This is a genomic window from Streptomyces sp. NBC_00582, assembly GCF_036345155.1.
Classification (GTDB): Bacteria; Actinomycetota; Actinomycetes; order Streptomycetales; family Streptomycetaceae; genus Streptomyces.
Map to the genome: position 1 here is coordinate 8,135,920 of NZ_CP107772.1, position 26,141 is coordinate 8,162,060.

Sequence of the window (26,141 nt, forward strand, 5' to 3'; positions counted from 1 at the left end):
CTGCGCAGACGCACCCTCCTCGCCGGGCTGACCTCTGCCGCCCTGCTCCCCGCCGCTCCCGCCCTCGCCCACTCCCGGCGGGTCCTGCACCTCCGCCCCGGCGACTCCGTCCAGGCGGCCGTGGACGCGGTCACCGGCCCCGGCTGGACGCTCGTCGTGCACCCGGGGACGTATCGTGAGGTCGTCAACGTGCCTGAGGAGAAGGCGGAGTTGACGATCCGGGGCGCGAGCCGCGATCCCCGCGCCGCGGTGATCGTCTTCGACCACGCCAACGGGACGCCCAAGCCGGACGGCTCCGGCACCTACGGCACGGCGGGCTCCGCCACCTTCACCTCCGCCGCCCCCGGCCTCACCGTCCGCGACCTCACCCTCGCCAACGACTGGCTGCGCGCCGACCACCCGGACATCACCGGCACCCAGGCCGTCGCCGCGTACGTCACCGGCGACCGCAGCCACTTCGAGAACGTCCGCCTCCTCGCCCACCAGGACACCCTCTTCGCGGACACCACCGCGCTGGACGCCTTCGACCGGCAGTACTACCGCCACTGCCACATCGAGGGAGACGTCGACTTCGTCTTCGGGCGGGCCCGCGCCGTGTTCGACGGCTGCCGCTTCCACACGTTGCAGCGGGACGTCGCCTTCACCCCCAAGGGCATGGTCTTCGCCCCCTCCACCGCCCGGGCCAACCCCTACGGCTTCCTCGCCCTCCGCTCCCGGATCACCTCCGGGGCCGAGGACGCGGCGTACAAGATCGCCCGGCCCTGGGTGCCGTCGTACGAGACGACCGCCTGGCCCTCCCTGGTCGTCCGGGACACCTGGATCGGCCCCGGCATCGACGCGGCCGCCCCCTACACCAACATGCGGGACGCCTACCCCTGGCAGACCATGCGCTTCCGCGAGTACGCCAACTCCGGCCCCGGCGCGGTCGTCACGGTGCCGGAGACGCGCCCGCAGCTCACGGCCGAGGAGGCGGCCATCCACACCCGGCGGACCTACCTCGGGGACTGGAGGCCGTATGAACGGCGCCCGTGACCCCGTGGGACGGCGCGCCTTCGTGACCGGCGCGGGGGCGGCCGTCCTGGCCGGGGGCGGAGCGGGCCGTGCGGCGGCGGCCACGGGCCCGGCCGAGGCCGGCGCCGGTACGGCCGAGACGACCTCGGCCGCCGCCGAAGCGAGCGCCGGTACGGCCGAGACAGCCGTCGTCGAAGGTCCCCTCCCCGACTTCCACCCCGCGCTCACCGCCGCGCTCACCTTCCCCCTCGCCTGGGGCACCTCCCCGATCCGCGACTTCCGCGCCTGGCGCAGGGCCGCCCGCGCCCAGGTCGACGAACTGCTGATCGTCGACCGCGAGGACGGTACCCCGTACGCCCCCGAGTGGGGCACCCCCGTCCAGCGGGACGGCTACCGCGGCCAGTCGGTCACCCTCTCCCTCACCCGGTACGAACGCGTCCGCGCCGTCCTGCTCACCCCCGACGGGCCGGGCCCCTTCCCGGCGGTGCTGCTCCTGCACGACCACGGGGCGACGTTCGACATCGGCAAGGAGAAGCTGGTCCGGCCCTGGGACGACGACGTGCGGCTGGCCTCGGCGCGCGGCTGGGCGGAGAAGTACTTCAGCGGGCGGTTCGTCGGCGACGAACTGGCCGGGCGCGGGTACGTGGTGCTGTGCGCGGACGCCCTCGGCTGGGGCGACCGCGGACCCCTCGCCCACGACCAGCAGCAGGCCCTCGCCTCGAACTTCTACAACCTGGGCTCCTCGCTCGCCGGCCTCATGGCCCGCGAGGACGCCCGGGCCGCCGGTTTCCTCGCCGGGCTCGACCAGGTGGACGCCCGCCGGGTCGCAGCCGTCGGCTTCTCGATGGGGGCCTACCGCGCCTGGCAGACCGCGGCCCTCACCGACGCGGTGCGCGCCACCGCCTGCGTCTGCTGGATGACCGGCCTGAAAGAGATGATGGTGCCCGGCAACAACACCCTGCGCGGGCAGTCGTCCTATTACATGCTCCACCCGGGACTGCCCCGGTTCCTCGACTTCCCCGACGTGGCGAGCATCGCCGCACCCCGGCCGATGCTCTTCTTCTCCGGCGCCCTGGACCCGCTCTTCCCCACGGACGGCGTCCGCACCGCCCACGAGAAACTGCGCGCCGTCTGGCGCTCCCGCCGCGCCGAGGAGCGGTTGCGTCTGAAGACCTGGCCCGACCTCGGCCATGTCTTCGTCGACCGCATGCAGGACGAGGTCTTCGACTGGCTCGACCGCGTCCTGTGAACCACCCCTCTCCCCACACGAGAAACACACGAGAAAGGACCCGCACTCCATGTCTCGTCGCACCGCTCTCACCGCCCTCGCGGCGCTGTCCCTGAGCGCCGGACTCGCCGTGGCCCTGCCCACCCCGGCGCAGGCCGCCACCGTGGTCGTCAGCAACTCCACCGACCTGTCCAACGCCGTCAAGAACGCCACCGCGGGCACGGTCATCCAGGTCAGGGGCGGCACCTACTACCCCACCGCCACCCTCCAGTCCACGGCCAACGGCACCTCCTCCTCGCCGGTCACGCTCACCGCGTACGGCTCGGAGACGGTGAAGATCGACGGTTCCTCGCTGCCCGACGGCGACTGGATCTTCAAGCTGACCGCGGACTACTGGAACGTCTCCAACATCACCTTCCAGAACTCCCCGGACAGCGCGGTCGTCTGCCAGTCCTGCACCGGCACGGTCTGGAACAACATCAAGACCATCAACGGCGGCGACTCCGGCTTCACCCTCACCGGGGACGGCACGGTCAACAACACCGTCAGGAACATCGACGCCTACGGCAACTACGACGCCGCCAACCACGGCGAGAACGCCGACGGGATCGCCGTCAAGTTCGGCTCCGGCACCGGCAACCTCATCACCGGGGCCCGCCTCTACAACAACGCGGACGACGGGATCGACTTCTGGTCCTTCTCCTCGCCCGTCACCGTCGAGCACACCTGGTCCTTCGGCAACGGCGTCAACCGCTGGTCCGACTCCGCCTTCGCGGGCGACGGCAACGGCTACAAGCTGGGCGGCGACGGCGAGGTCGTCGCCCACGTCGTCAACAACTCGGCCGCCTGGGGCAACGCCGGCAACGGCTTCACCGAGAACTCCAACACCGGGGCGATCGTCATCAACCGCACCACCGCCTACGCCAACAGCAAGTGGGGCTACTACTTCGCCACCAGCTCCGCCAAGCTCGGCAAGAACCTCGCCGTGGGCAACGGCGGAGGCTCGGTCAACAAGGGCTCGTCGGTCACCTCGGCCGGCAACAACTGGGACAGCGGCATCTCTACGCCCGCCTTCCGGTCGACGGACGCCTCGACGACGTACAACGCCCGCAGTTCGAGCGGCACCCTGCCCGCCACCACGTTCCTGACGACGGGTTCGACCACGATCGGAGCCACGATGGACTGACCCGCGGCCGGGCCACCCGGGCGCTTGACCCGTTTTTTGCCCGCCGAACGGATATCGATCGGGCAACGGGTCTCGCGCCCGACCGCGTGACGCGCGTAGAAATCTTGTCATGCATAAGCCATTGCGCATCGCGGCCGTCGCGGCCGCCTGTGCCGTCGCCGGTGCCGCCCTCTACGGCGCCGGCGCGGCCACGGCCGGCCAGGACACGGCCAACTCGACGCACGAGCCCTACAACATCGGGCTCCTGGTGAAGGACATCGACACCTACTACGGCACCACGGCGGACGCCAACGGCGTCTACCAGGCGTCGCCGACCAGCCCGTACGCCAAGGACCTCGCGGCGATCGACAAGGCCGCGCGGAAGTACATCGACCAGGCGGCCCGCAAGGCCCGCCACCACGGCGAGAAGCCCGCGGTCGTCTTCGACATCGACGACACGCTGCTGCTCAGCCTCGACTACGAGAAGAAGACCAACTACACCTACAACTCCGCCACCTGGGCCGAGTACGTGGCGAGGGCGGACCGTCCGGCGGTCTTCGGCAGCCCGGAGCTCGTGCAGTACGCGAAGTCGAAGGGCGTCGAGGTCTTCTACAACTCGGGCCTGAAGGAATCCCAGCGCGTCTCGGCCGTCGAGAACCTGAAGAAGATCGGCGCCGACGTGAACCTCGACGCCGGCCACATGTTCCTCAAGGACGCGGCCAACCCGCCGTCCTACCTGAGCGCCTGCGCCACCGCGAACAACTGGACCTGCACCACCGTCCAGTACAAGGCGGGCACCCGCAAGCACATCGAGCAGGACCTCGGGTACGAGATCATCGCCAACTTCGGCGACCAGTACTCGGACCTCGAGGGCGGCTACGCCGACCGGAAGTACAAGCTGCCGAACCCGACGTACTTCGTCAGCTGATCCTCCGTGGCGGCCGGAAAGTCGCGGCGGTGTTTTTCGTCGGCGCGGCAACCCTTTCCGGCCAGGGCGGCGACTGAGGTGAGGAAGCGGGCCGGGGCGGCCCCCCCGTCCCGCTTCCTCCCGGCCGCCTCACGTTGAAAGGAACGCCCGTGCGTTTGAGCACCGGACGCCACCGCAGGACGCGCACCCTCTCGATCGCCGCCGCCGTGGCGCTCTCCGCGGGGGGCGGCGGGGTGTACCTCGGTCTGTCGGGCGGCGGAGCCCGGGCCGCGTCCTCGATCGTCACCGTCTCCACCACTGCGCAGCTCGAGTCGGCCGTGAAGAACGCGGTCGCCGGCACGCTCATCCAGGTCCGCGGCGGCACGTACTACCCGACCGCCACCCTCAAGTCCACCGCCAGCGGCACCAGTTCCTCGCGCATCACGCTCCAGGCCCACGGCGGCGAGAAGGTGAAGATCGACGGCTCCAAGCTGCCCGCCGGCTCCTGGCTGGCCGGGATCTACGGCAGCTACTGGACCGTCCAGAACCTCACCTTCCAGACGTCCCCGGCCCAGGGCTTCGTCGTCACCTCCTCCACCGGCGGCGTCTTCAAGAACCTCGTCACCGCGAACAACGGCGACTCCGGGTTCACCCTGCGCGGCGACAACACGGTCGACAACCTCGTGCAGAACCTGGACAGTCACGGCAACTACGACGCCGCCGGGCACGGGCAGAACGCGGACGGCATCGCCGTCAAGTTCGGCTCAGGATCCGGCAACAGGATCACCGGGGCGCGGCTGTACGACAACTCGGACGACGGCCTCGATCTCTGGCAGTTCTCCACGCCCGTCACCATCGACCACAGCTGGGCCTTCGGCAACGGCAGGAACCGCTGGAGCGACTCGGCGTTCGAGGGCAACGGCAACGGGTTCAAGCTGGGCGGCGGGGGCGTGGCCGTCGCGCACGTCGTCAACAACAGCGCGGCGTGGGACAACACGCTCAACGGATTCACCGAGAACTCCAACAACGGCGCGATCATTCTGCACCGCGACACCGCGTACTCCAACGGGGAGGCGGGATTCTATTTCGCCACCGGCAAGGCGCGGCTCGCCCGGAATCTCGCGGCGGGCAACAAGGGCGGGCTGTCGAAGCTGGGTTCCTCCGCGGTATCCGCCGCGAACAACTGGGACAGCGGAGTGGCCACGCCCACGTTCCTTTCCACGAACGCGGGTTCCGCCTACGGGGCGCGGAAGTCGGACGGCTCGCTGCCGGCCACGACCTTTCTCACCACCGGCTCCACGACCATCGGTTCCACGATGAACTGACGAAGGCGGAAAGGCCCCCGTCGGGTTCCAGCGACGGGGGCCTCTCCCTTTTGCCGGCCGGAGAGGGGCTCCCGCCGGCACGTCCTCAGGCGAGGAGGTCGATGCAGTCGAAGGACGTGCCCGGGCTCAGATAGAGCGTGCCGGACGAGCCGCTCACGATGGTGAGCTTGAGGACGTTGTCCTGCGAGACGTCCGTCTTCCAGGCGGTCGCCGGGACGGTGTACGTGTACGTGTGGTTGTTGCCCCGGTAGGAGCCCGTGGTGAGGGAGCGCGTCGAGGGCTGGGTGACGGCCGCCGGGACCGGGGAGACCCAGTCGTTCACGCTGATCCGCGGGCGGCCGTTCGCGAAGGCGTCGGTGACGCCGATCCGCAGGGTGTGGGCGGCCGCCGCCTGCTCCCTGGTCAGCTTGAAGTAGATCAGGACGCCGTCGTTGACGTCCTTCCAGACGTACGCCGGGAAGGAGGGGGCGGGGTCGCCGCTGCCGATCGTGACGTTGCCCGTCCACTTCGCCGCGCGGGCGTCGGAGGGGTGGGCGTACGTCATGAGACGGGCGTTCTTGAACTCCCCGGGGGTGCCGTCCCAGTCGCCGAGCCGCCACACGGTCTTCGCGGTGGACGGGTCGCCGGTGATCGAGAGGGTGTGCAGGCTCGTGGTGGTGCCCGCGGTCACCTGCACCTGCCGCGTCAGGACCGCCAGCTCGCCCTTGAAGACCGTCAGCGTGTACGTCCCCGGCAGCATCCCCTTGCAGGAGAAGGCACCGGTGCCCGCCGCCGCCTTCGCCCAGTACTGGGCGTCCTTGTTGGCGAAGCCGACCGTGTACGGGTACCGCGCGTCCATGCCCTTCAGGCCGACGCCCGCCACCTTGCCGCGGCCGGACGTGCCGACCCAGCCGGTGATGCCGAGGCCGTCCACCCAGGAGGTGTCCAGGTTGGCGTGGAAGAGGGCGGAGGAGGGGGCGCCGCCGTCGGTGAAGGCCAGGACGTAGGGACCCTGCAGGCCGAAACGTTCCGCCTCGGTCTGGGCCTCGTTGTAGTGGAGGATCTCGTACAGGCCCGCGCCCTTGTCGTTGGAGTGGCGCAGCAGGGAGCGGTAGAAGGGGCCGCCCGAGGCCTTCTCGTGGTTCGAGCGGACCATGTACAGGCCGACCGAGCCCGTCGTGAAGCCGACGTGGTCGTAGTCGATGGTCCGCCTGCCCGAGTAGTGCTTGGAGTGGGTGGTGCCGTCGGCGCGCTTCCAGACGTCCCCGGCCTCGATGATCGTGTCGGAGGCCTCGATCCAGGAGTCCGCGCCGGTGTTGGGGAACACACCGGGCTTGAGGCGGACGATGTACCGGGTCGCGGTGAAGGAGGCGTCCGCCTTGTTCGTCCAGAGGTAGACGTTGTTCTGGCCGCTGCGGGCCGCGTACCACTGGGTGATCGGGCCGTGGACCACCTTGATCAGGATCGTGGCGCCGGACCGCCTGATCGTCACGGTCGAGGCGCCGAGGCCGGACTCGACGTGCGAGTGCTTGCCGCCGTAGCCCTCGTACTCCTTGCCCTTGTAGACCAGGGAGGTGAGGTCGCCGGTCGTCTTGGAGACCTTGAAGACGAGCGAGGCTCCGGTGTCGACGACGTAGTTCCTGCCGTCGTCCCGGTAGCCGAACGCGGCGGCCGACGCCGACGAGAGCAGGCCGGCGCCGCCCGCGACGGCGGCGCCGGTGGCGGCGACCCCGATCGCGGAGGCACCGAGCACACGCCGGCGCGTGAGGGGTCGTCTTCTGTGCGTGCTCAAGGGCCGTTCTCCGTCGCTCCGTGCGGTTCGAGTCACTTGTACGTAATGCCAGATGAGGAGAACCTGCAGGTGGTTCCGTCCGCACCGGACCCGATGGCGGTGGGTTCCCTGCCGGTGTCGTTGCCCTTGAACCGCACGCAGACCTTGACCTTCTTCTTCGGGTCGTTGTGGATGCGGATCCTCGACAGGGTGGCGGTGTCGCGGTAGTTGGCGTTGACGCCGACGATCGCCTTCAGCGGGGCCACCACGTCGATGTCGCTCAGCACGATCGTGCGCCTCACCTGCGTCCTGCAGTTGCCGCAGGAGCGCACCAGCTTGCCCGAGTTCTCCACCCGGAAGCCGGTCACGGTCAGCTTGCCGGCGCCGTTGAACTGCAGGACCTTGTCGTCGGCGTTCTTCGCGCCTCCGCCGATGACCTTGTACACCGACGAGGACGACTTGCCCTTGAAGCTGGCCGCGTCCTCACCGACGTCCAGCCACCACACGTTCCGCAGGGTGCAGGATCCCTTGCAGTGGACGCCGTCCGCCGCCGGGGACCCGATGATCACGTTCTTCAGGACCGCGCCGTCGGCCAGCTCGAACAGCGCCCCCTGCGACTCGTCCTGGTCGGAGGTGCCGAGCGCGCCCTTGCCGTAGAACTTCCTCAGCTTGCCGTCGTAGGTCCCGGAGACCTTGATCGTCGAGGAGACGGCCTTGCTGCCGGTCGCCGTGGGCCAGGCGGTCGCCGCGCCCGCCGACGACAGCAGCGTCGTGGTGACGAGCGCGGCGCCGGTGAGGCCCAGGGCCGTGGAGCCCGCGATCAGCGCCCGCCGGCCGGTGACCCCGCGGCGGTGCCGGTTGCGCGGTTCTGCGGAAGCAGTCATGTGCCGGATCCTCAGCTGGTGGTGGTTCTTGCGCTGTGTGGTCGCCACCGGTGAGGAAAAGGGTTGCCGCCCTTCCGGAAATTTTTTCGCGCGCTGTTCCCGGGGTGCCTACGAGTCGCCGTCGGCCGTGTCCGCGGTGGCGAAGTCGCCGCCCAGGGCACGGGCCCTGCCGTCCGACTGGCCCGTGATGACATAGCTGTCCCCGCCGGCGTCCCGGCCGCCGCGGTCGTGGTCGTACTGCCCGGCGAACACCCACTCGCCCACGGGGACCGTACGGCCCTCCTTGAGCACCCAGGTGTAGACCAGGAAGCCGTCCTGCTCGGTGACCGTGAGGTCGAAGTCCTGCTCGGGCAGCGAGCGCCAGGCCCCGGCGTCGGACACCCCGCCGGTCTGGGCGATCCGCAGTTGCACGGTGAGCGCGGTGGCCACCTGCTTCACCCGGACCGTGATGTTGCTCTGCGCCCAGAAGTCGTTGCTGTGCGGATCCACGGATCCGTCCGACCACAGCGGGCCGTCGTCATCGTCGTCGGTGCCCGGCAGCAGCACGACGGCCGACGCCGTCGAGGACGAGGTGGCGGAGGGCGACGGGGAACTGCTCGGCCTGTTCGGCGCCTTGGACTCGCCGCCGCCGGACCCCGAGGTGGGGGTGGCCTTCGGGGAGGCCGGGGGCCGGCTCGTCGCGTCGGGGGACTTCACCGGTGTGGGCGAGACGGACACCGTCTGCTCCACCCGGGTGTCGTCCTTCACCGCGGACGCCACCGCGTACCCGCCGACCGCGAGCATGCCCGCGACCGCGGCCGTGGCGCCCACGATCCGCGTCCAGCCCCAGACCGGCGGGCGGGTCGCGCGATGCGCGCGCCGGTCCTGGACCGCGTCCCCGCCCGCCATGCCGCGCTCGACCCGGGCGAGGATGCGCGCCCGGTCCGGCTCGTACGCCTCGGCCGCCTGGTGCAGCCGGGCGCGCAGTTCGTCGTGCACGTCCCGCTGCATCGTCATCGGTTCCTTCCCGAGGTCTCGCGGGTGCGCGCCATCGCGTGCACCTTGAGCGGAGCTCCCTGTGCGCCGAGCAGCTTCTGCAACTCGGCCATTCCCTTGGACGTCTGGCTCTTCACGGTACCGACCGAGACCCCCAGGGCGAGCGCGGTGTCCTTCTCCGAGAGATCGAAGGCGTGCCGGAGCACCACGCAGGCCCGTTTGCGGAAGGGGAGTCTACGCAGCGCGGACTGGACGTCCACCACGCCGGCGACATCGGGGTTCTCGGTCTTCTCCTCGCGCTGCGACCAGAACAGGGCGATCCGGCGGCGTTCGCGGACCGCGCTGCGGATCCGGGTGCGGGCCAGATTGGCGACGACGCCACGGGCGTACGCCACCGGATGCTCGGCCGCGCGCACCCGGTCCCAGCGGTTCCACAGGGCGAGCAGCGCGTCCGCCGCCAGGTCGTCGGCGGCGTCCGCCTCACCCGTCAGAAGGTGGGCCAGCCGGGCCAGTTCGGCGTAGTGGCGATCGAAGAAGGTATGGAATTCCACGGAGGCGGCGTCGTCGACGACTGTGCCCACGGGTGACCTCTTCTCGGTGGCTTCTGTGCGTGTCATGTGAATGACATGGGGACGTCCCGGGGAGGGGCTGGGACGAGATCCGGAAGCGTAGCAGTGATCATCCAGTCGGTTTGGTACTGGGGTTCGAACATCATGGGGCCGCCCGGAGCTGCCCGGGAGCCCGAATCCGTAACACGGAGAAAACCTGAGCACGGTTCAACGACGCAACAATCCAGCCAGCATCCGCACATGTTCGAACAGGTAGCGAGGAGTCACGCGTGGAAAGTGTCGACCGGTTCTTCAAGATCTCCGAACGGGGGTCCACCTTCGGCCGGGAGATACGCGGCGGCTTCGCCACGTTCTTCACGATGGCCTACATCCTTGTCCTGAACCCGATCATCCTCGGAAGCGCGAAGGACAAGTTCGGCCATACGCTCGACGGCGTCCAACTCACCACCGCCACCGCCCTGGTGGCCGCCGTGATGACGATCATCATGGGCGTCGGCGGCAATCTGCCGCTCGCCCTCGCCGCGGGCCTCGGCCTCAACGCGGTCGTCGCCTTCCAGATCGCCCCGCTGATGAGCTGGGACGACGCGATGGGCCTGATCGTCCTCGAAGGCCTGCTGATCTGCGTCCTGGTGGTGACCGGACTGCGCGAGGCCGTCATGCACGCCATCCCGCAACCGCTGAAGCAGGCCATCAGCGTCGGCATCGGCCTGTTCATCGCCTTCATCGGCTTCGTCGACGCCGGATTCGTCAGCCGGATCCCCGACGCCGCGCACACCACCGTCCCGGTCCAGCTCGGCGGCACCGGCACCCTGACCGGCTGGCCGGTTCTCGTCTTCTGCCTCGGTGTGCTGCTGACCGTCACCCTGCTCGCCCGCAAGGTCAAGGGCGCCATCCTGATCAGCATCGTCGCGATGACCGTGCTCGCGATCGTCATCGACTCGATCGCCGACATCCCGTCCTGGGGCCTGACCACCCCCGCCTGGCCCGACAAGCTCGTCGGCGCACCCGACTTCGGGCTCATCGGTCACTTCAGCCTGTTCGGCGCGTTCGGTGAGACCGGCGCCGTCACCGTCGTCCTGCTGGTCTTCACCCTCATCCTGTCCGACTTCTTCGACACCATGGGCACGGTCGTCGGCATCAGCGCGGAGGCCGGACTGCTGAACGACAAGGGCGAGGTGCCGAACCTCGGCCGCGTGCTGCTCATCGACGGCGCGGCGGCGGTCGCCGGCGGCGCGTCCTCCGCGTCCTCCGCGACCTCCTACATCGAGTCCGCGGCCGGCGTCGGCGAGGGCTCGCGCACCGGCTTCTCCAACCTCGTCACCGGCGGACTGTTCGCGCTCGCCCTGTTCCTCACGCCGGTCCTGACGATCGTGCCGCTCCAGGCGGCGGCGCCGGCGCTGGTCGCGGTCGGGTTCCTGATGATGACCCAGGTCAAGTCCATCGACTGGGACAAGTACGAGATCGCCATCCCGGCGTTCCTGACCATCGCCGTGATGCCGTTCACGTACTCCATCACCAACGGCATCGGGGCGGGGTTCGTCGCCTATGTCGTCATCAAGACGGCGCTGGGGAAGGCGCGGGACGTGCACTGGCTGTTGTGGGGGGCTTCGGCGTTGTTCGTGGTGTACTTCGCCATCGACCCGATCGAGCAGATCCTGGGTGTGAAGTAAGGGGTCGCTGCGCGGCCGGCGCGGGTTTGTCGTCGCTGGTCGCGCGGTTCCCCGCGCCCCTTTCTCAGGTGGGCTGCCTCAGCGCTGCCTGCATCATCGCCTTGGCCACGGGTGCCGCCAGGCCGTTGCCACTGACCTCCGAGCGGGCCGCGTCGGACTGTTCGACCACCACCGCGACCGCCACCTCCTTGCCGTCGGTCTTGCCGTACGAGGTGAACCAGGCGTACGGGGCCTTGCTGTTGTTCTCGCCGTTCTGGGCCGTGCCCGTCTTGCCGCCCACCGTCACGCCGTCGATGCGGGCGTTCGTGCCGGTGCCCTTCTCGACGACGGTCTGCATCGCGGACTGGAGCTGCTCGGCCGTGGACTCGCTGACGATCCGCTTCGCGGTCGCCTCGTCGTCGTAGTCCTTCAGCACGTCACCTCCGCTGTCGGTGACCTGCGCGACCATGTGCGGCGAGACCAGCTCACCGCCGTTGGCGAGGGCGGCCGACACCATGGCCATCTGCAGCGGGGTCGCGGTCACGTCGAACTGGCCGATGCCGGTCAGGGCGGTGGACGACTCGTCCATGTCGGAGGGGTACACGCTCGCGTACGCCCGCACCGGCACGTCCAGGGAGTCGTCGTTGAAGCCGAACTTCTCGGCCATCGCCCTCAGTTTGTCCTGCCCCAGTTGCACGGCCATGTGCGCGAACACGTTGTTGCAGGAGTACTGGAGCGCCACCCGGATCGAGGCGTTCTCGCAGGGGGCGGAGGTGTTCTCGTTCTTCAGGACCGTCCGGGTGCCCGGGAGCGTGTAGGGGTCCGCGCTGTCCGTCTTCACGTCCACCGACGCGTACAGGCCGTCCTCCAGCGCGGCCGCCGCGACCACCAGCTTGAACGTCGAGCCCGGTGCCAGCGGCTGCCGCAGCGCGCGGTTGACGAGCGGCTTGTCGGAGTCGGCGTTGAGCTCCTTCCAGGCCGTCCCCGCGGTGTTGGCGTCGGTGAGCGAGGAGGGGTCGTACGACGGGGTCGACACGACCGCCAGGATCTTGCCGGTCTTCGGGTCGAGGGCGACGGCCGCGCCCTTCTTGTCGCCCAGCGCGTCGTACGCCGCCTTCTGCACCGCCGGATCGATCGTCGTGATCACATCACCGGGGTCGGCACGCTGGTCGGTGACCGTGTCCATCACGGTCTTCAGCCGGCTGTCCGTCCCGTTGAGCAGGTGGGCGTAGATGCCCTCGAGCTGGGTCGGGGCGTACGACTGGGAGGCGTATCCCGTCACCGCCGCGTAGAGCTCGCCGTTCGTGTACGTGCGTTTGTACGCGAGGTCACCGCCCGTCGTGCGGGCCGAGCCGGTGACCGCCTTTCCGGCCACGATGATGTTCCCCAGCGGCCGCGAGTACGTCTCGATCGCGTTGCGCCGGTTGTCCGTGTCGTCCGCGAGAGCCTGGGCCTCGTAGAACTGCACCCAGGTCGCCCGGACGAGGAGGGCGAACACGAGGAGCAGCGAGAAGACCGAGGCACGCCTGATCGTCTTGTTCATTGCGCTGGGAAAGACGAACCGGCCGCAGTGAATCGTTCCCTTCGGCCGGTTTTCTCATCGTACGTTCATGCGTACGTTCATGCGTCCAGCTTCAGGACGACCTCCGGCGTCTCCTCGCCGCGGGCGTGGGCGAAGCCGGAGGCGTGCGCCGTGACCCGGAAGCCGCACTTGTGGAGCACCCGGAGGGAACCGGCGTTGTCGGCCGCCGCCCGCGCGTACAGCGGGCGCTCGGGAACCTCGGCCAGCAGCGCCCGCAGGGCCGCGGTCGCGATGCCCCGGCCCCAGTACGCGCGATCGACCCAGTACGTCACCTCGCGCTCGCCCGGCTCCCCGTACACCGCCGCGTGACCGACGACGTCCCCGTCGGTCAGGACCGTACGGACCAGCGCGGAGGACCTGACCCGTTTCCAGTGGTCCTCGAACAGCGACCGGTCGGCGGGATCCTCCGGGGTGAACGCGGCCATCCGCAGGGCTTCGGGGTCGTTCATCTGCCGGTAGAACACCGGCAGATCACTGTCGTGGACCGGGCGCAGGGCGATCTCCATCGTCCGAGCCTACGCCGTGGGGGTCAGAGCCGGCGGGTGGCGAGGGTGAGCCGGTCGCGCGCGTCGAACAGGGCGTCCTTCACCATCTGTTCGTGCGCCGGGGTGAGGCGGGCGACCGGCACCGAGCAGCTGATCGCGTCCCGGGCCGGGGTGCGGTACGGGATCGCCACGCCGAAGCAGCGCAGGCCGAGGGTGTTCTCCTCGCGGTCCACGGCGAAGCCCTGGTCCCGCACCTGGCGCAGCTCGTCGATGAGCTTCTCGCGGTCCGTGATGGTGTGCTCGGTGAGCGCCGGGAGCGTCTCCGGGAGCATCTTGCGGACCTGTTCGTCGGTGTACGTGCTCAGCAGCGCCTTGCCCAGGGAGGTGGAGTGGGCGGGCAGCCGGCGGCCGACGCGGGTGAAGGGGCGCAGATAGTGCTGGGACTGGCGGGTGGCGAGGTAGACCACGTTCGTGCCGTCGAGCCGGGCCAGGTGGATGGTCTCCGTGGTGTCGTCCGAGAGCCGGTCCAGGGTCGGACGGGCGGCGGCCACCACCTCGTCGCCGTCGATGTAGGAGGTGCCGACGAGCAGCGCCCGCACCCCGATGCCGTACCGCGTGCCCGTCGCGTCCGTCTCCACCCAGCCGAGCTCCACCAGCGTGCGCAGCAGCATGTAGAGACTGGACTTGGGGTAGCCGACGGCCTCCTGGACCGCCGCGAGGGAGTGCATCCCGGGGCGGCCGGCGAAGTATTCCAGCAGCTCAACCGTCCGCACCGCGGACTTGACCTGGGCCCCGCCCCCCGTCTCGCCAGCCGACATCGCCCTTGACCCCTTCGTTCGACGGGAAATAGTCTCCGACAGCATATTCACCATGAGAAACGCCGTTCAGTATATCGAACATCCCTGGTGAATCAGCCAGTACCAAACGTGGCCAGTAGCAAGCGTGGAGGGACCCGCGGTGGCAGCAGCACCAGTCTGGAGTGTCGACCCCCGTACCGGGAAGCAGCGTGAACAGGTTGCGGTGGAGGCCACGGCCCAGGAGGTGGACACCGTTGTCCGCGCCGCGCACGCCACGCGCGACTCCCTCGCCGACCGCACCGTCCGCGCCGCCTTCCTGCGTACCGCCGCCGACAAGCTGGAGGCGGCCAAGGACCAGCTCGTCGAGGTCGCCGACGCGGAGACCGCGCTGGGCCCGGTGCGGCTGAACGGCGAGCTGGCCCGCACCTGCTACCAGCTGCGCGCGTTCGCCGGCATCGTCGACGAGGGCGCCTTCCTCGACGTCGTCATCAACCACCCCGACGACACCGCCACCCCGCCGATCCCGGACCTGCGCCGCTACAAGGTGCCGCTCGGCGTCGTCGCCGTCTACTCGGCCTCCAACTTCCCCTTCGCCTTCTCCGTCGCAGGCGGTGACACCGCGAGCGCGCTGGCGGCGGGCAACCCGGTCGTCGTCAAGGCGCACCCCGACCACCCAGGGCTGTCCGAGCTGGTCGCCAAGGTGCTGCGCACGGCCGCCGCCGCGCACGGCATCCCCGAGGACGTCCTCGGTCTCGTGCACGGCTTCGAGGCCGGCGTCGAGCTGATCAAGCACCCGCTGGTCGCCGCGGCCGGGTTCACCGGGTCCATCCGGGGCGGCCGCGCGCTGTTCGACGCGGCGGCGGCCCGGCCCGTGCCGATCCCGTTCCACGGCGAGCTGGGCTCGCTGAACCCCGTCGTCGTCACCGAGGCCGCCGCCGCCGAGCGCGCGGAGGCCATCGGCGCGGGCCTCGCGGGCTCCATGACGCTGGGCGTCGGCCAGTTCTGCGTGAAGCCCGGACTGGTCCTCGTACCGTCCGGCGCGGCCGGTGACGGCCTGGTCAAGTCGCTCACCGACGCGGTGAGCGCCACCGAGGCGGGCGTGCTGCTCGACCACCGGATGCGGGACAACTTCATCGCCGGTGTCGCCGAGCGCGCGGAGCTGCCCGACGTCGAGTCGCCGGTGACGCCCGGCGCGGGCGGGGAGCACACCGTCAGCGCGGGCTTCCTGACGGTGCCCGCGGCGCGGCTGGCCGCCGGGGGTGACCATGATCTGCTGCTGGAGGAGTGCTTCGGGCCGGTCACCGTGGTGGCCCGCTACGAGGACGACGGTGAGGTGAGGGAGGTGCTGTCGCGGCTGCCCGGGAACCTCACCGCGACCGTGCAGCTGTCCGACGAGGAGGCCGCCGGGCAGGGGCGCGGCGGGGAGATCCTCGCCGAGCTGACGCCGCTGGCCGGGCGGGTCCTGGTGAACGGGTGGCCGACCGGGGTCGCGGTGGCGCCCGCCCAGCACCACGGGGGGCCGTACCCGGCGACGACGTCCACGTCCACCTCCGTGGGCGGGACCGCCATCGAGCGGTGGCTGCGGCCGGTCGCCTACCAGAACGCTCCGGCCGCGCTGCTGCCGGTGGAGCTGCGGGACGAGAACGAGCTGGGGCTGCCCCGTCGGTTCAACGGGCACTTGGAGCGGTAGCGCCGCAGGGGGTGCGGTCTCTCGCGGGCCGCGGGCCGGATGTGGCCGGTCGCGCGGTTCCCCGCGCCCCCGAGAAGGTCGGCCTGAGGCGCCTGGATAATCAGGTCATGGACGTCTCGCTTCCCGAACTGCCTTTCCCCCTCCGCACCTATGGGCCCGACGGGCACTGGTCCTACGAGGACGGGGTGCTCAGCGCCTGGGCCGGGCCGCGGCAGGATCGGTTCGTGACGCCCACCGGGGAGGCGCTGGACCCCGCCGGGGACGCGCCCCGGCTCCTCGGGGCACCCGAGGGGGACTTCCAGTTGATCGCACGGGTCACCGTGGGGTTCAACTGGGCGTTCGACGCGGGGGTGTTGTACGTCCATGTCGGTGAACGCGCCTGGGCCAAGCTCTGTCTGGAGTACTCCCCGGATGTGGCGACCGTCTGCACGGTCGTCACCCGGGGTCATTCCGACGACGCCAACTCCTTCACCGTGGAGGGGAGTTCGGTCTGGCTGCGGGTGAGCAGGACCGGGCGGGCGTTCGCCTTCCACGCCTCCCGCGACGGCAAGCGCTGGACCTTCGTCCGGCTGTTCACCCTGGGGGAGGAGAAGGAGACGGGCGCCGCCCTGGTCGGGTTCATGACGCAGTCGCCGATGGGGGAGGGCTGTGTGGTGACCTACGACCACCTCGAGTTCCGGGACAGCTGGCCGGACGACCTCAGAGACGGCAGCTGAGCGGTTCCTGGAACCGGTCCGGCCGCGGTCACGTCCTCCGGATCATGATCGGAGAAACCCCCGTCCCGAGCCGTGTCATCCGCACCGCCGTGCCCGCCGAGGCGGAGGCCGTCGCCGCGCTGCACGCGCGCGCCAGGGCCACCTACTATCCCGACGGCGTCCCGCAGGACGGCACCGACTGGCTCGCCGTGTGGCGCGCGGCCGTCGAGCGGCCCGACGGGACCGTGCTGTGCCTGGTGGAAAACGGGCGGATCGTCGGGCTGGCCTCCTTCCGGGTGCCGGAGGGCGCCGACGCGGACACCGTCAAGCTGTTCCAGTTCCATGTGGACCCCGACCACTGGCGGGCGGGCCTCGGCACGGCCCTGCACACCGCCTGCGTGGAGGAGTGGCGGGCGGACGGCCGCCGTACGGCCGTGCTCGACGTCCATGTCGACAACGGCCGTGCCCAGGCCTTCTACGCACGTCAGGGCTGGTTCCCGGACCCGGAGAACCCGCCCGCGCAGGACGATCACCACCTCTTCCTGCGCTTCTCGGTGGGAGGGACGTCCGGCGGGGAATGAACCCCGCTGCTTGAACGTTCATGCACTCGGCGGAGGGAGTCTCCGTTCCCCGTACGAGCTGGAGAGAGCCGAGAAGATGCGCGTCGAGATCTGGTCGGACATCGCCTGTCCCTGGTGCTACGTCGGCAAGGCCCGCTTCGAGAAGGCCCTCGCAGCCTTCCCGCACCGCGAGCAGGTCGAGGTCGTGCACCGCTCCTTCGAGCTCGACCCGGGACGCACCAAGGGCGACGTCCAGCCCGTGATCACGATGCTCACCAAGAAGTACGGCATGAGCGAGCGGCAGGCCCAGGCCGGTGAGGAGAACCTGGGCGCCCAGGCCGCCGCCGAGGGGCTGGAGTACCGGACCCGGGGCCGCGACCACGGCAACACCTTCGACATGCACCGCCTGCTGCACTTCGCCAAGGAGCAGGGCCGCCAGGACGAGCTGATCCAGCTCCTGTACCGGGCGAACTTCGCCGAGGAGCGCTCCCTGTTCACCGAGGGCGACGAGCGGCTCGTGGAACTGGCCGCCGAGGCCGGCCTGGACGCCGACGCCGCCCGTGCGGTCCTCGCCGACCCGGCCGCCTACGCCGACGACGTCCGCACCGACGAGCGCGAGGCCGCACAGCTCGGCGCGAACGGCGTCCCCTTCTTCGTCCTCGACCGCGCCTACGGCGTCTCCGGCGCCCAGCCCACCGAGGTCTTCACCCAGGCCCTCACCCAGGCCTGGGGCGACCGCTCCCCGCTGAAGCTGATCGACGACGGCGGCGCCGAGGCGTGCGGCCCGGACGGGTGCGCGGTGCCGCAGCACTGAGCGCGCAGGCCGGGGCGGACGTATAAGCGTTGCTTAGGGGATCCGCGCAGAAATCCGCAATGGACTTCTACTTCCCGTGGCCGCACAGTGGTGCCATGGACCCCTTCGAGAGCCTCGTCCGCGCCGAGTTCGCCCCGAAGACAACCTTCCTGGACACCGCGAGCAGCGGTCTGCTCCCGGCCCGTACCGTGACCGCCCTCCACGAGGCCGTGGCGACCCGGGCCGAGGGCCGGCCCCTGGACTCGCTGTTCGCGGACGTGGAGAACGCCCGCGCCGCCTTCGCCCGCCTGGCCGGGGTACCGGTCGGGCGGGTCGCGGCGGGCCCCTCGGTCGCCGCGCACACCGGTCTGATCGCCGCCGCGCTGCCCTCCGGCGCCGAGGTCCTCACCGCCGAGGGCGACTTCACCTCCGTCCTGAACCAGTTCCACGTCCGCGGCGACCTCAAGGTGCGGGCCGTCCCGCTGGAGCGGCTCGCCGAGTCGGTCCGCCCGGACACCGCGCTCGTCGCCGTCAGCGCCGCCCAGTCCGCCGACGGCCGGATCGCCGACCTGCCCGCCCTGCGCGCGGCGGCCGCCGACCACGGCGCCCGCACCTACGTCGACTTCTCCCAGGCCGCCGGCTGGCTGCCCTTCGAGGCGGACGGGTACGACTTCACCGTCTCCACCACCTTCAAATGGCTGCTCGGCCCGCACGGCGCCGCCTTCCTCGTCGTCCCCGAGGACTTCGGCGGACTGGTCCCGATGCTGGCCGGCTGGGTCGCCGCGGAGAAACCCTGGGAGAGCTGCTACGGCCCCGTCAGCGAACTCGCCCACTCCGCCCGCCGGTTCGACGTCAGCCCCGCCCTGTTCAGCTACGCGGGGGTGCGCCGCTCGCTCGAACTCGTCGAGGAACTCGGCGTCGAGGCCATCCACGCCCACGACCTGGCCCTCGCCGACCGTTTCCGCACCGGACTCGCCGCCCTCGGCCACACCCCGCTGCCCGCCCCCGGCTCCCCGATCGTCTCGGTGCCCGGACTCGGCGCGCGCCGGGCCGAGTTGGGCGAGGCCGGCATCCAGGTCTCCGACCGGGTCGGCAACCTGCGCGCGTCCTTCCACCTCTTCAACACCCCCGCCGACGTCGATCGCCTGCTGGACGCGCTGGCGCGCTGAGACCCCTTGCCGCCCGCGCGCCCGGGACGCTAGGAAGGCACCAGGGGTGGTGGTGCCGGTGGAACCCACGGACGCGCAGGCGGACGCCGAGCTGCACGGGCGGCTGGTGTACGGGGACGGGGCCGCGCTGGCCGAGACGTACGCCGTCTACGGCGGGCTGGTGCGGCGGATCGCCCTGCGTGTGACCCGCAGCCCGGCCGCCGTCGAGGACGTCGCGCAGGAGGTCTTCACCGAGCTGTGGTCCCGCCCGTACGCCTTCGACGCGCGCCGGGGCAGCCTGCGGACCTGGCTGTCGATGCTCGCGCACCGGCGGGCCGTGGACTGGGTGCGCCACGAGGCACGGCACCGCAGGGCCGCCCCCGCCGACGACAGCGCCCTGCACACCCTCCCGGACACCGCTCCCGGCCCCGACGAGACCGTCATGGACCGCGAACGCTCCCTGCTGCTGCACTCCGCGCTCGCCGAACTCCCGCCGCCCCAGCGGGAGGTGGTGCACCTCGCCTACTTCGCGGGCCGCACCTACCGCGAGGCCGCCGCCGAACTGGGCATCCCCGAGGGCACCGCCAAGACCCGGCTGCGCACCGCCCTGCGCAGACTGGCCGAGACACTGGCCGACCCGCCCGAACGGTCCCTGGGGAGAGGCGCCATGAGGGCGACAGCGGAAGGAGGCGACCGGTGACCACCGACCACGACGAGCTGCGCGACCTGGTGGCCGCCGCGGCCTTCGACGCCGTCACACCCGCCGAGAGGAGGACGGTGGCCCGGCACCTGGGCGCCTGCGCCCCGTGCGCGACCGAGGCGGCCCGACTGCACGAGACCGTACGCCTGCTGGACATGCCCCCCGGGCCCGACACCGGGCCATACACCGCGGCCACCGGGACGGACGCCGGGACCGGGACCGAGGCCGGGACCGTGGTGGGGGCAGCGGCAGGGGACGGCACCGGGGCGGGCGCCGGGGCCGAGGTCGGAGGCGGCACCGGGACCGATGCCGGGGCCGGCGCCTGGGACGACACCGGCCCCGACGTGGGGACGGACGCCTGGGACGGCACCGGGGCCGGCGCCTGGGACGCCGCCGGACCCGATGTCTTGGGTGACGCCGGCACTGACGTCGGCACCGACGTGGGGACGGACGCCGGGGGCGGCACCGGGACCGATGCCGGGGTCGACGCCTGGGTCGATGCCTTGGGCGACGCCGGCACCGACGTGGGGACGGACGCCGGGGGCCGCACCGGGACCGATGCCGTGGCCGGCGCCTGGGTCGATGCCTTGGGCGACGCCGGCACCGACGTGGGGACGGACGCCGGGGGCCGCACCGGGACCGATGCCGTGGCCGGCGCCTGGGTCGATGCCTTGGGCGACGCCGGCACCGACGTGGGGACGGACGCCGGGGGCCGCACCGGGGCCGACGCCTGGGACGACGCCTGGGGCGGCACCGGGACCGACGCCTGGGATCGCGGCGGGGCGGACGCCGGGGCGCGTGCCGGGGCCGTGGTCGGGGCAGGGGGTGAGGACGTGGTGGCCGGGCTGTTCGGCGGCCGTCGGCGGCCGGGGCACGCGCTGCGGCCGCCGGCCGTGCCGGTGGCCGGGCACGCCGCCGCCTACGCCGCGGCCGTGGCCGCCCTCACCGCACTGCTGCCCCACGTGGACGGCACCGGGGGACACCACCGCTGGAAGGTCCCGGTCGTGCACGACTGGGACGTCCAGGCCACCCTCGCCCATCTCCTCGCCGCCGACGAACAGCTCGCGGGGCAGCTCGGCGTGGAGCCGAGGGTGCCGCCCTCACCGGTCGTGGACGGCGAGCCCTGGGAGGCGTACTGGAACCGGCGCACCGCCGACACCGTCCGCCACGAACTCCGGCACGCACCCGGGCACACGCGCGCCGCCTGGCAGGCCCAGGCGGCCGCGCTGCTCGCCGCACCCGAGGCCCACGACCCCGAACGGGCCGCCCGCCCGGTCGCGTTGATGGGCATGCTGCTGCCCGTCGCCGACCACTTCGCCGTACGGGCCTTCGAGACCTGGATCCACACCGACGACATCGGCCGCGCCCTCGGCCTCCATGTCCCACCGCCGCCCGCGCCGCATCTGGAGCGTCTCGTCGGGCTGGCGGTGGGCGCCCTCGGTCAGGCCCTGGGCCCCGCCGCCCCGCCCGTGCGCTGCACGGTCACCGGCATCGGTGCGTGGACCCTGGGCGCCGGCATCGGTCCGGTGCGGGCCGAACTCGCCCTGGAGGCCGTCGAGTTCTGCTTCCTGGCGGGCGGCCGACGCGCCCCGGACACGGTGCCGCACACGGCCACGGGCGACGCCGCCGCCGTACGGAACGTACTGGAGCGGACGGCGGCGCTGGCGTGGCTGTAGGCCCGGCCCTCAGTGGACGGGGGTGAAGTCCCTCGCCCCGATGAACTCCGGTCGGCGCACCGGCGCGGCGAACGGCTCCACCGCCGCGTTCTCCACGCTGTTGAACACGATGAAGACGTTGCTGCGCGGGAACGGCGTGATGTTGTCGCCCGAGCCGTGCATGGCGTTGCAGTCGAACCAGGTCGCCGAGCCCGCCCGGCCGGTGAACAGCCGGATGCCGTACTCGCCCGCCAGCGTGGTCAGCGCCTCGTCCGAGGGCGTGCCCGCGTCCTGCATCTGCAGCGACTTCTTGTAGTTGTCCTTCGGTGTGGCGCCCGCGCAGCCGAGGAACGTCCGGTGCGAGCCCGGCATGATCATCAGGCCGCCGTTGGTGTCGAGGTTCTCGGTCAGCGCGATCGACACGGACACCGTCCGCATGTTCGGCAGCCCGTCCTCCGCGTGCCAGGTCTCGAAGTCGGAGTGCCAGTAGAAGCCGCCCGCCCCGAAACCCGGCTTGACGTTGATCCGGGACTGGTGCACGTACACGTCCGAGCCGAGGATCTGCCGGGCCCGCCCGACCACCCGCTCGTCCCGCACGAGCGCCGCGAAGACGGGGCTCAGCCGGTGCACCTCGAAGACCGAGCGGATCTCCTTGGAGCGGGGCTCGACGATCGACCGTTCGTCGGCCCGGATCTCCGGGTCGGTGACGAGCCGCTCCAGCTCCCGCCGGCAGACGGCCACCTCGTCGTCGCTGATGAGCTGTTCGACGGTGAGGAAGCCGTCGCGCTCGTACGTCTGGAGTTCGGCCGACGGGATCGGGCCCGGGGTGCTGGGGGACCCCCAGACGACGGGGTCCTGGCGGGGGACGGACACCTCGGTGGTGCCGCGGGTGGGATAGAGATCGGTGACGGTGGTCATGACGGTCACACCTCCTCGGGTTCGGTGAGCTCGGGCTCGGTGAGCAGGGGATAGACGCCGTTCTCGTCGTGGTCCTCCCGGCCCGTCACGGGCGGGTTGAACACGCAGAGGCAGCGGAAGTCCTCCAGGACGCGCAGCGTGTGCCGCTCATGGCCGTCCAGGAGGTACAGGGTTCCGGGAGTGATCGAGTGGGTCGTCCCGGTCTCGTGGTCGGTGAGCTCGGCGGCGCCCTCCACACAGACCACGGCCTCGATGTGGTTGGCGTACCACATCGACGTCTCGGTACCGGCGTACAGAATCGTCTCGTGCAGGGAGAACCCGACCCGCTCCCGGGCCAGCACGATCCGCTTGCTCTCCCAGGTGCCGGACGCGGCCCGCACATGCCGGTCGGTGTTCTCGATGTCCTTGAACGAACGGACGATCATGGCGTTCCTCTCCGCCGGTGGCTGCTAGACGGTTTCCCGGACGGCACGGGCCAGCACGCTCAGGCCCTCGTCCAGCTCCTCCGGGGCGACGGTCAGGGCCGGCAGCAGCTTGACGACCTCGCTCTCCGGGCCGGAGGTCTCGATCAGCAGCCCCAGCTCGAAGGCGCGCCGCGCGACCCGTGCGGCCCGCTCCTTGTCGTGGAACTCCAGCCCCCACACGAGACCCCGCCCCCGGTACTCCTTCACATCGGCGAGGTTCTCCTCGGTGATCGAGATCAGCGCCTCCTCCACCTGCTCGCCGCGCGCGCGGGTCTGCTTCTCCATGACGGACCCGTCGGCCCAGTACGTCTCCAGCGCCGCGGTCGCGGTCACGAAGGCCGGGTTGTTGCCGCGGAAGGTGCCGTTGTGCTCGCCCGGCTCCCACACGTCCAGCTCCGGCCGGAACAGACACAGCGACATGGGCAGTCCGTACCCGCTGATGGACTTCGACACGGTGACGATGTCGGGGGTGATCCCGGCCTCCTCGAAGGAGAAGAAGGCACCGGTGCGCCCGCACCCCATCTGGATGTCGTCGACGATCAGCAGCATGTCCTGCCGCTCGCACAACTCCTTCAGGGCGCGCAGCCACGCGGGCCGGGCCACATTGATCCCGCCCTCGCCCTGCACGGTCTCCACGATCACCGCGGCCGGCTTGTTGAGCCCGGACCCCTGGTCCTCCAGGAGCCGCTCGAACCACAGGAAGTCCGGGACGGTCCCCTCGAAGTAGTTGTCGAAGGGCATCGGCGTGCCGTGCACCAGCGGAATCCCGGCGCCGGCCCGCTTGAAGGCGTTCCCCGTGACGGCCAGCGACCCGAGCGACATGCCGTGGAAGGCGTTGGTGAACGACACGATCGCCTCGCGCCCCTTCACCTTCCGCGCCAGTTTCAGCGCGGACTCCACCGCGTTGGTGCCGGTCGGTCCGGGGAACATCACCTTGTACGGCAGGTCGCGCGGCCGCAGGACCAGCTCCCGGAAGGCCTCCAGGAAGCCGCGCTTGGCGACGGTCGACATGTCGAGCGCGTGGGTCACCCCGTCCCGCGCCAGATAGTCGATCAGCGCCCGTTTCAGTACGGGGTTGTTGTGGCCGTAGTTGAGAGAGCCGGCACCGGCGAAGAAGTCGAGGTACCGGTGGCCGTCCTCGTCGTACATCAGGCTGCCCTGCGCACGGTCGAAGACGGCGGGCCAGCCACGGCAGTAGCTGCGCACCTCGGACTCGAGGGTCTCGAACACGCTGAGGTCGGGCTGGGTGATGGTCACGGCGAAATCGCTCCTCGGTGTGGGGGACTGAGGGATCAGCGGGTGTGGGGGAGGGACAGGGGCCCGATGCGGTACAGCACCTCGGGGTCGTGCGGACCGTCCGGGAACAGCCCGGTGCCGAACAGCACCCGCCGACTGACCCGGGCGCCGTGGCGGGCGGCGTACGACGTGAACAGCCGCTCGGAAGCGGTGTTGCCCGGGGTGATGGTGGTCTCGACGGCGGTGATGGGGCGCTCGGCGGCGAGCCGTGCCGTCAGTCCGTCGAGCAGCGCGGCGGCCAGACCCCGGCCCCGGTACGCGGCGTCGACGGCCACCTGCCAGACCAGCAGGGTGCGGGGGTCCGCCGGGCGTACGTACCCGGTGACGAACCCGACCGGTTCCCCGTCGTCCGTACGCGCCACCGCCGAGGTGCCGGCGAAGTCGCGGCACCACAGCAGATAGCTGTAGGACGAGTTCAGATCCAGGCTCCCGGATTCCTTGGCAATACGCCAGAGAACCGCGCCGTCCGTCACGGAAGGGCGGTCGATGAGCAGGTCTGCTTGTGCGGCGGTCATGCGGATTGAACTTACCCAGGGAAATTCAATGACGCATGGAGGGGTCGTGGGGATTCCGTGATGCCAGAGAGGCCGAGGGGTTCTATGCCCCTTTTCTCCCGGTAAAAAAGCCGCATAACGCCCACGTTGTGCAATGCGTCACCCACTCCTGGCGGGTGCGAAATCTCCCGGGTTTAGCGGAAGGAAAACCGGGCAGAAGAACTCAGGAATTCCCCCGAATTCAGACCCCGGTAACCCCGTCGATTTGTTCCCGGAGAATGTCCGCGTGACCGTTGTGGCGGGCGTACTCCTCGATGAGATGAATGAGCACCCAGCGCAGACTGACCACGGCACCGGTCATCGGACCGTCGACGATCCGCCCGGTCTCCTCCAGGGACCGCCCGGCGATCAGCTCACGCCCCCGCGCCACCTCCCGCCGCCAGACCTCCAGCACCTCGTCCAGCCCTCGCGCGGGATCGAGCGCGTACCCGGTCTCCTCCTCGAACACCACCGGCACGTCCAGCCCGGCGAACACCCGCTGGAACCAGTTCCGCTCGACCTCGGTGAGATGCTGCGCGAGCCCCAGCAGCGTCAGCTCGGACGGCGAGGCCGCCGCCGTCCGCGCCTGCCGGTCGTCCAGCCCCGCGCACTTCAGCTCCAACGTGGCCCGATGAAAGTCCAACCAGCTCTCCAGCATGGGAAGTTCATCACCGGTCAGGAGGGGAACGGGCCGGCCGTCGGGAAGCCTCTGAGGCGTTTCGGTGCTCATCCGCCGAGCATGGCACGCACCACTGACCCACAGCCCGCTTCACGACGCCGGACACTCCATCTCAGCCAGTCCGGCGTGCGACGACGGAGGTCCTTCAGAACAGAAGCGGGGCTCCGGGGTCAGCGGCCCTGCGGCGGCGACCGGGGCGAGGCGGCGTGGCCGCAGCCGAGGCGGCGGCCGGGGCCGGGACGGTGGCCGCGCGCCGGTCGGTGGCCGGGGCCGGGACGGTGGCCGGGCGTGAGGCGGTGGCGGGGGCCGAGGTGCTGGCCGCCGCCCAGGCAACGGCAGCCGGCTTCGTGGCGCCGGACGGCCGATCTCAGCCCGTCCGGCGCTTGACGACGAGGCCCGTTCAGGGCCGATGGGGGGCAGCGGCCCCGAGGCGGCGGCCGGCCCCCGAGGCGGTGGCCGGGGCCGGGACGGTGGCCGCGCGCCGGTCGGCGGCCGGGGCCGGGAGGGTGGCCGCGCGTGAGGCGGTGGCCGGAGCCGAGGCGGTGGCCCGGGCCGGGGCGGTGGCCGCGCGCCGGTCGGTGGCCGGGGCCGGGACGGTGGCCGGTTGGTGGCCGGGGCCGGGACGGTGGCCGCGCGCCGGTCGGCGGCCGGGGCCGGGACGGTGGCCGGTCGGCGGCTGGGGC

At 71.2% G+C, this 26,141-nt stretch carries 25 protein-coding genes; 13 read left to right on the forward strand and 12 right to left on the reverse strand.

Features of this window, described 5'->3' with window-relative positions:
• The 5 genes from OG852_RS36760 to OG852_RS36780 all read left to right on the forward strand — a co-directional run bounded on the left by OG852_RS36760 (position 1) and on the right by OG852_RS36780 (position 5,636).
• Positions 1–1,032 (forward strand): pectinesterase family protein, encoded by a 1,032-nt coding sequence (locus tag OG852_RS36760; RefSeq protein ID WP_330351559.1) that lies wholly within the window; start codon positions 1–3, stop codon positions 1,030–1,032.
• Positions 1,016–2,260 (forward strand): dienelactone hydrolase family protein, encoded by a 1,245-nt coding sequence (locus OG852_RS36765; protein WP_330350175.1) that lies wholly within the window; start codon positions 1,016–1,018, stop codon positions 2,258–2,260. Before OG852_RS36760 ends, OG852_RS36765 begins: the two co-directional genes overlap by 17 nt.
• Before the next feature lie 49 nt (positions 2,261–2,309).
• Positions 2,310–3,425, forward strand: coding sequence for a right-handed parallel beta-helix repeat-containing protein (locus tag OG852_RS36770; protein ID WP_330350176.1), 1,116 nt, complete (start codon positions 2,310–2,312; stop codon positions 3,423–3,425).
• 109 nt (positions 3,426–3,534) lie between these two features.
• Positions 3,535–4,332 (forward strand): HAD family acid phosphatase, encoded by a 798-nt coding sequence (locus OG852_RS36775; RefSeq protein WP_330350177.1) that lies wholly within the window; start codon positions 3,535–3,537, stop codon positions 4,330–4,332.
• Between the two features lie 149 nt (positions 4,333–4,481).
• On the forward strand, positions 4,482–5,636 hold the full coding sequence (locus OG852_RS36780; protein ID WP_330350178.1) for a right-handed parallel beta-helix repeat-containing protein: 1,155 nt from the start codon (positions 4,482–4,484) through the stop codon (positions 5,634–5,636).
• Positions 5,637–5,721: 85 nt separating this feature from the next.
• Here OG852_RS36780 and OG852_RS36785 read toward each other — a convergent pair whose 3' ends face one another.
• From OG852_RS36785 to OG852_RS36800, 4 genes are all read right to left on the reverse strand, one after another.
• The gene (locus OG852_RS36785) at positions 5,722–7,407 is read right to left on the reverse strand and encodes a rhamnogalacturonan lyase B N-terminal domain-containing protein (protein ID WP_330350179.1); all 1,686 of its coding nucleotides are present in this window, start codon (positions 7,405–7,407) and stop codon (positions 5,722–5,724) included.
• Positions 7,408–7,439: 32 nt separating this feature from the next.
• On the reverse strand, positions 7,440–8,270 hold the full coding sequence (locus OG852_RS36790; protein WP_133910310.1) for a pectate lyase: 831 nt from the start codon (positions 8,268–8,270) through the stop codon (positions 7,440–7,442).
• Positions 8,271–8,378: 108 nt separating this feature from the next.
• Positions 8,379–9,266: a hypothetical protein gene (locus OG852_RS36795; RefSeq protein WP_330350180.1), complete on the reverse strand. Its 888-nt coding sequence runs from the start codon at positions 9,264–9,266 to the stop codon at positions 8,379–8,381.
• On the reverse strand, positions 9,263–9,826 hold the full coding sequence (locus OG852_RS36800) for a SigE family RNA polymerase sigma factor (protein ID WP_133910470.1): 564 nt from the start codon (positions 9,824–9,826) through the stop codon (positions 9,263–9,265). Before OG852_RS36800 ends, OG852_RS36795 begins: the two co-directional genes overlap by 4 nt.
• Positions 9,827–10,083: 257 nt before the next feature.
• Between OG852_RS36800 and OG852_RS36805 the strand changes: the two genes are divergently transcribed.
• The gene (locus tag OG852_RS36805) at positions 10,084–11,484 is read left to right on the forward strand and encodes an NCS2 family permease (protein ID WP_330350181.1); all 1,401 of its coding nucleotides are present in this window, start codon (positions 10,084–10,086) and stop codon (positions 11,482–11,484) included.
• 64 nt (positions 11,485–11,548) lie between these two features.
• On the opposite strand, the gene OG852_RS36810 is transcribed toward OG852_RS36805, so the two are convergent.
• The 3 genes from OG852_RS36810 to OG852_RS36820 all read right to left on the reverse strand — a co-directional run bounded on the left by OG852_RS36810 (position 11,549) and on the right by OG852_RS36820 (position 14,348).
• Positions 11,549–13,006 carry a peptidoglycan D,D-transpeptidase FtsI family protein gene (locus tag OG852_RS36810; protein WP_330350182.1) on the reverse strand — a complete coding sequence of 486 codons (1,458 nt, stop codon included), beginning with the start codon at positions 13,004–13,006 and terminating at the stop codon, positions 11,549–11,551.
• Positions 13,007–13,083: 77 nt separating this feature from the next.
• Entirely contained in the window at positions 13,084–13,551 is a 468-nt protein-coding gene (locus OG852_RS36815; RefSeq protein ID WP_133910314.1) for a GNAT family N-acetyltransferase, read from the reverse strand.
• 23 nt (positions 13,552–13,574) lie between these two features.
• Positions 13,575–14,348: an IclR family transcriptional regulator gene (locus OG852_RS36820; RefSeq protein WP_133910315.1), complete on the reverse strand. Its 774-nt coding sequence runs from the start codon at positions 14,346–14,348 to the stop codon at positions 13,575–13,577.
• Between the two features lie 139 nt (positions 14,349–14,487).
• On the opposite strand from OG852_RS36820, the gene OG852_RS36825 reads away from it, so the two are divergent.
• From OG852_RS36825 to OG852_RS36855, 7 genes are all read left to right on the forward strand, one after another.
• Positions 14,488–16,017, forward strand: coding sequence for an aldehyde dehydrogenase (NADP(+)) (locus OG852_RS36825; RefSeq protein ID WP_133910316.1), 1,530 nt, complete (start codon positions 14,488–14,490; stop codon positions 16,015–16,017).
• Between the two features lie 107 nt (positions 16,018–16,124).
• Positions 16,125–16,733: a DUF1349 domain-containing protein gene (locus OG852_RS36830; protein WP_133910317.1), complete on the forward strand. Its 609-nt coding sequence runs from the start codon at positions 16,125–16,127 to the stop codon at positions 16,731–16,733.
• Between the two features lie 44 nt (positions 16,734–16,777).
• Positions 16,778–17,293 (forward strand): GNAT family N-acetyltransferase, encoded by a 516-nt coding sequence (locus OG852_RS36835; protein ID WP_133910318.1) that lies wholly within the window; start codon positions 16,778–16,780, stop codon positions 17,291–17,293.
• A 76-nt stretch (positions 17,294–17,369) separates the two neighbouring features.
• Entirely contained in the window at positions 17,370–18,086 is a 717-nt protein-coding gene (locus OG852_RS36840) for a DsbA family oxidoreductase (RefSeq protein ID WP_330351560.1), read from the forward strand.
• A gap of 95 nt (positions 18,087–18,181) precedes the next feature.
• The gene (locus OG852_RS36845; protein ID WP_330350183.1) at positions 18,182–19,234 is read left to right on the forward strand and encodes an aminotransferase class V-fold PLP-dependent enzyme; all 1,053 of its coding nucleotides are present in this window, start codon (positions 18,182–18,184) and stop codon (positions 19,232–19,234) included.
• 46 nt (positions 19,235–19,280) lie between these two features.
• Positions 19,281–19,913 (forward strand): RNA polymerase sigma factor, encoded by a 633-nt coding sequence (locus tag OG852_RS36850; RefSeq protein ID WP_133910320.1) that lies wholly within the window; start codon positions 19,281–19,283, stop codon positions 19,911–19,913.
• A complete protein-coding gene (locus OG852_RS36855) occupies positions 19,910–21,589 on the forward strand; it encodes a maleylpyruvate isomerase family mycothiol-dependent enzyme (protein ID WP_330350184.1) in 1,680 nt (559 codons plus the stop codon). Before OG852_RS36850 ends, OG852_RS36855 begins: the two co-directional genes overlap by 4 nt.
• Before the next feature lie 9 nt (positions 21,590–21,598).
• Here OG852_RS36855 and thpD read toward each other — a convergent pair whose 3' ends face one another.
• From thpD to OG852_RS36880, 5 genes are all read right to left on the reverse strand, one after another.
• Positions 21,599–22,486: an ectoine hydroxylase gene (thpD, locus tag OG852_RS36860; RefSeq protein ID WP_133910322.1), complete on the reverse strand. Its 888-nt coding sequence runs from the start codon at positions 22,484–22,486 to the stop codon at positions 21,599–21,601.
• 5 nt (positions 22,487–22,491) lie between these two features.
• The gene (locus OG852_RS36865; RefSeq protein WP_133910323.1) at positions 22,492–22,911 is read right to left on the reverse strand and encodes an ectoine synthase; all 420 of its coding nucleotides are present in this window, start codon (positions 22,909–22,911) and stop codon (positions 22,492–22,494) included.
• 24 nt (positions 22,912–22,935) lie between these two features.
• Positions 22,936–24,207: a diaminobutyrate--2-oxoglutarate transaminase gene (gene ectB / locus OG852_RS36870; RefSeq protein WP_133910324.1), complete on the reverse strand. Its 1,272-nt coding sequence runs from the start codon at positions 24,205–24,207 to the stop codon at positions 22,936–22,938.
• Between the two features lie 35 nt (positions 24,208–24,242).
• On the reverse strand, positions 24,243–24,761 hold the full coding sequence (gene ectA / locus OG852_RS36875; protein ID WP_330350185.1) for a diaminobutyrate acetyltransferase: 519 nt from the start codon (positions 24,759–24,761) through the stop codon (positions 24,243–24,245).
• Positions 24,762–24,981: 220 nt separating this feature from the next.
• Entirely contained in the window at positions 24,982–25,509 is a 528-nt protein-coding gene (locus tag OG852_RS36880; RefSeq protein WP_330350186.1) for a DinB family protein, read from the reverse strand.
• Positions 25,510–26,141 lie beyond the last annotated feature (632 nt).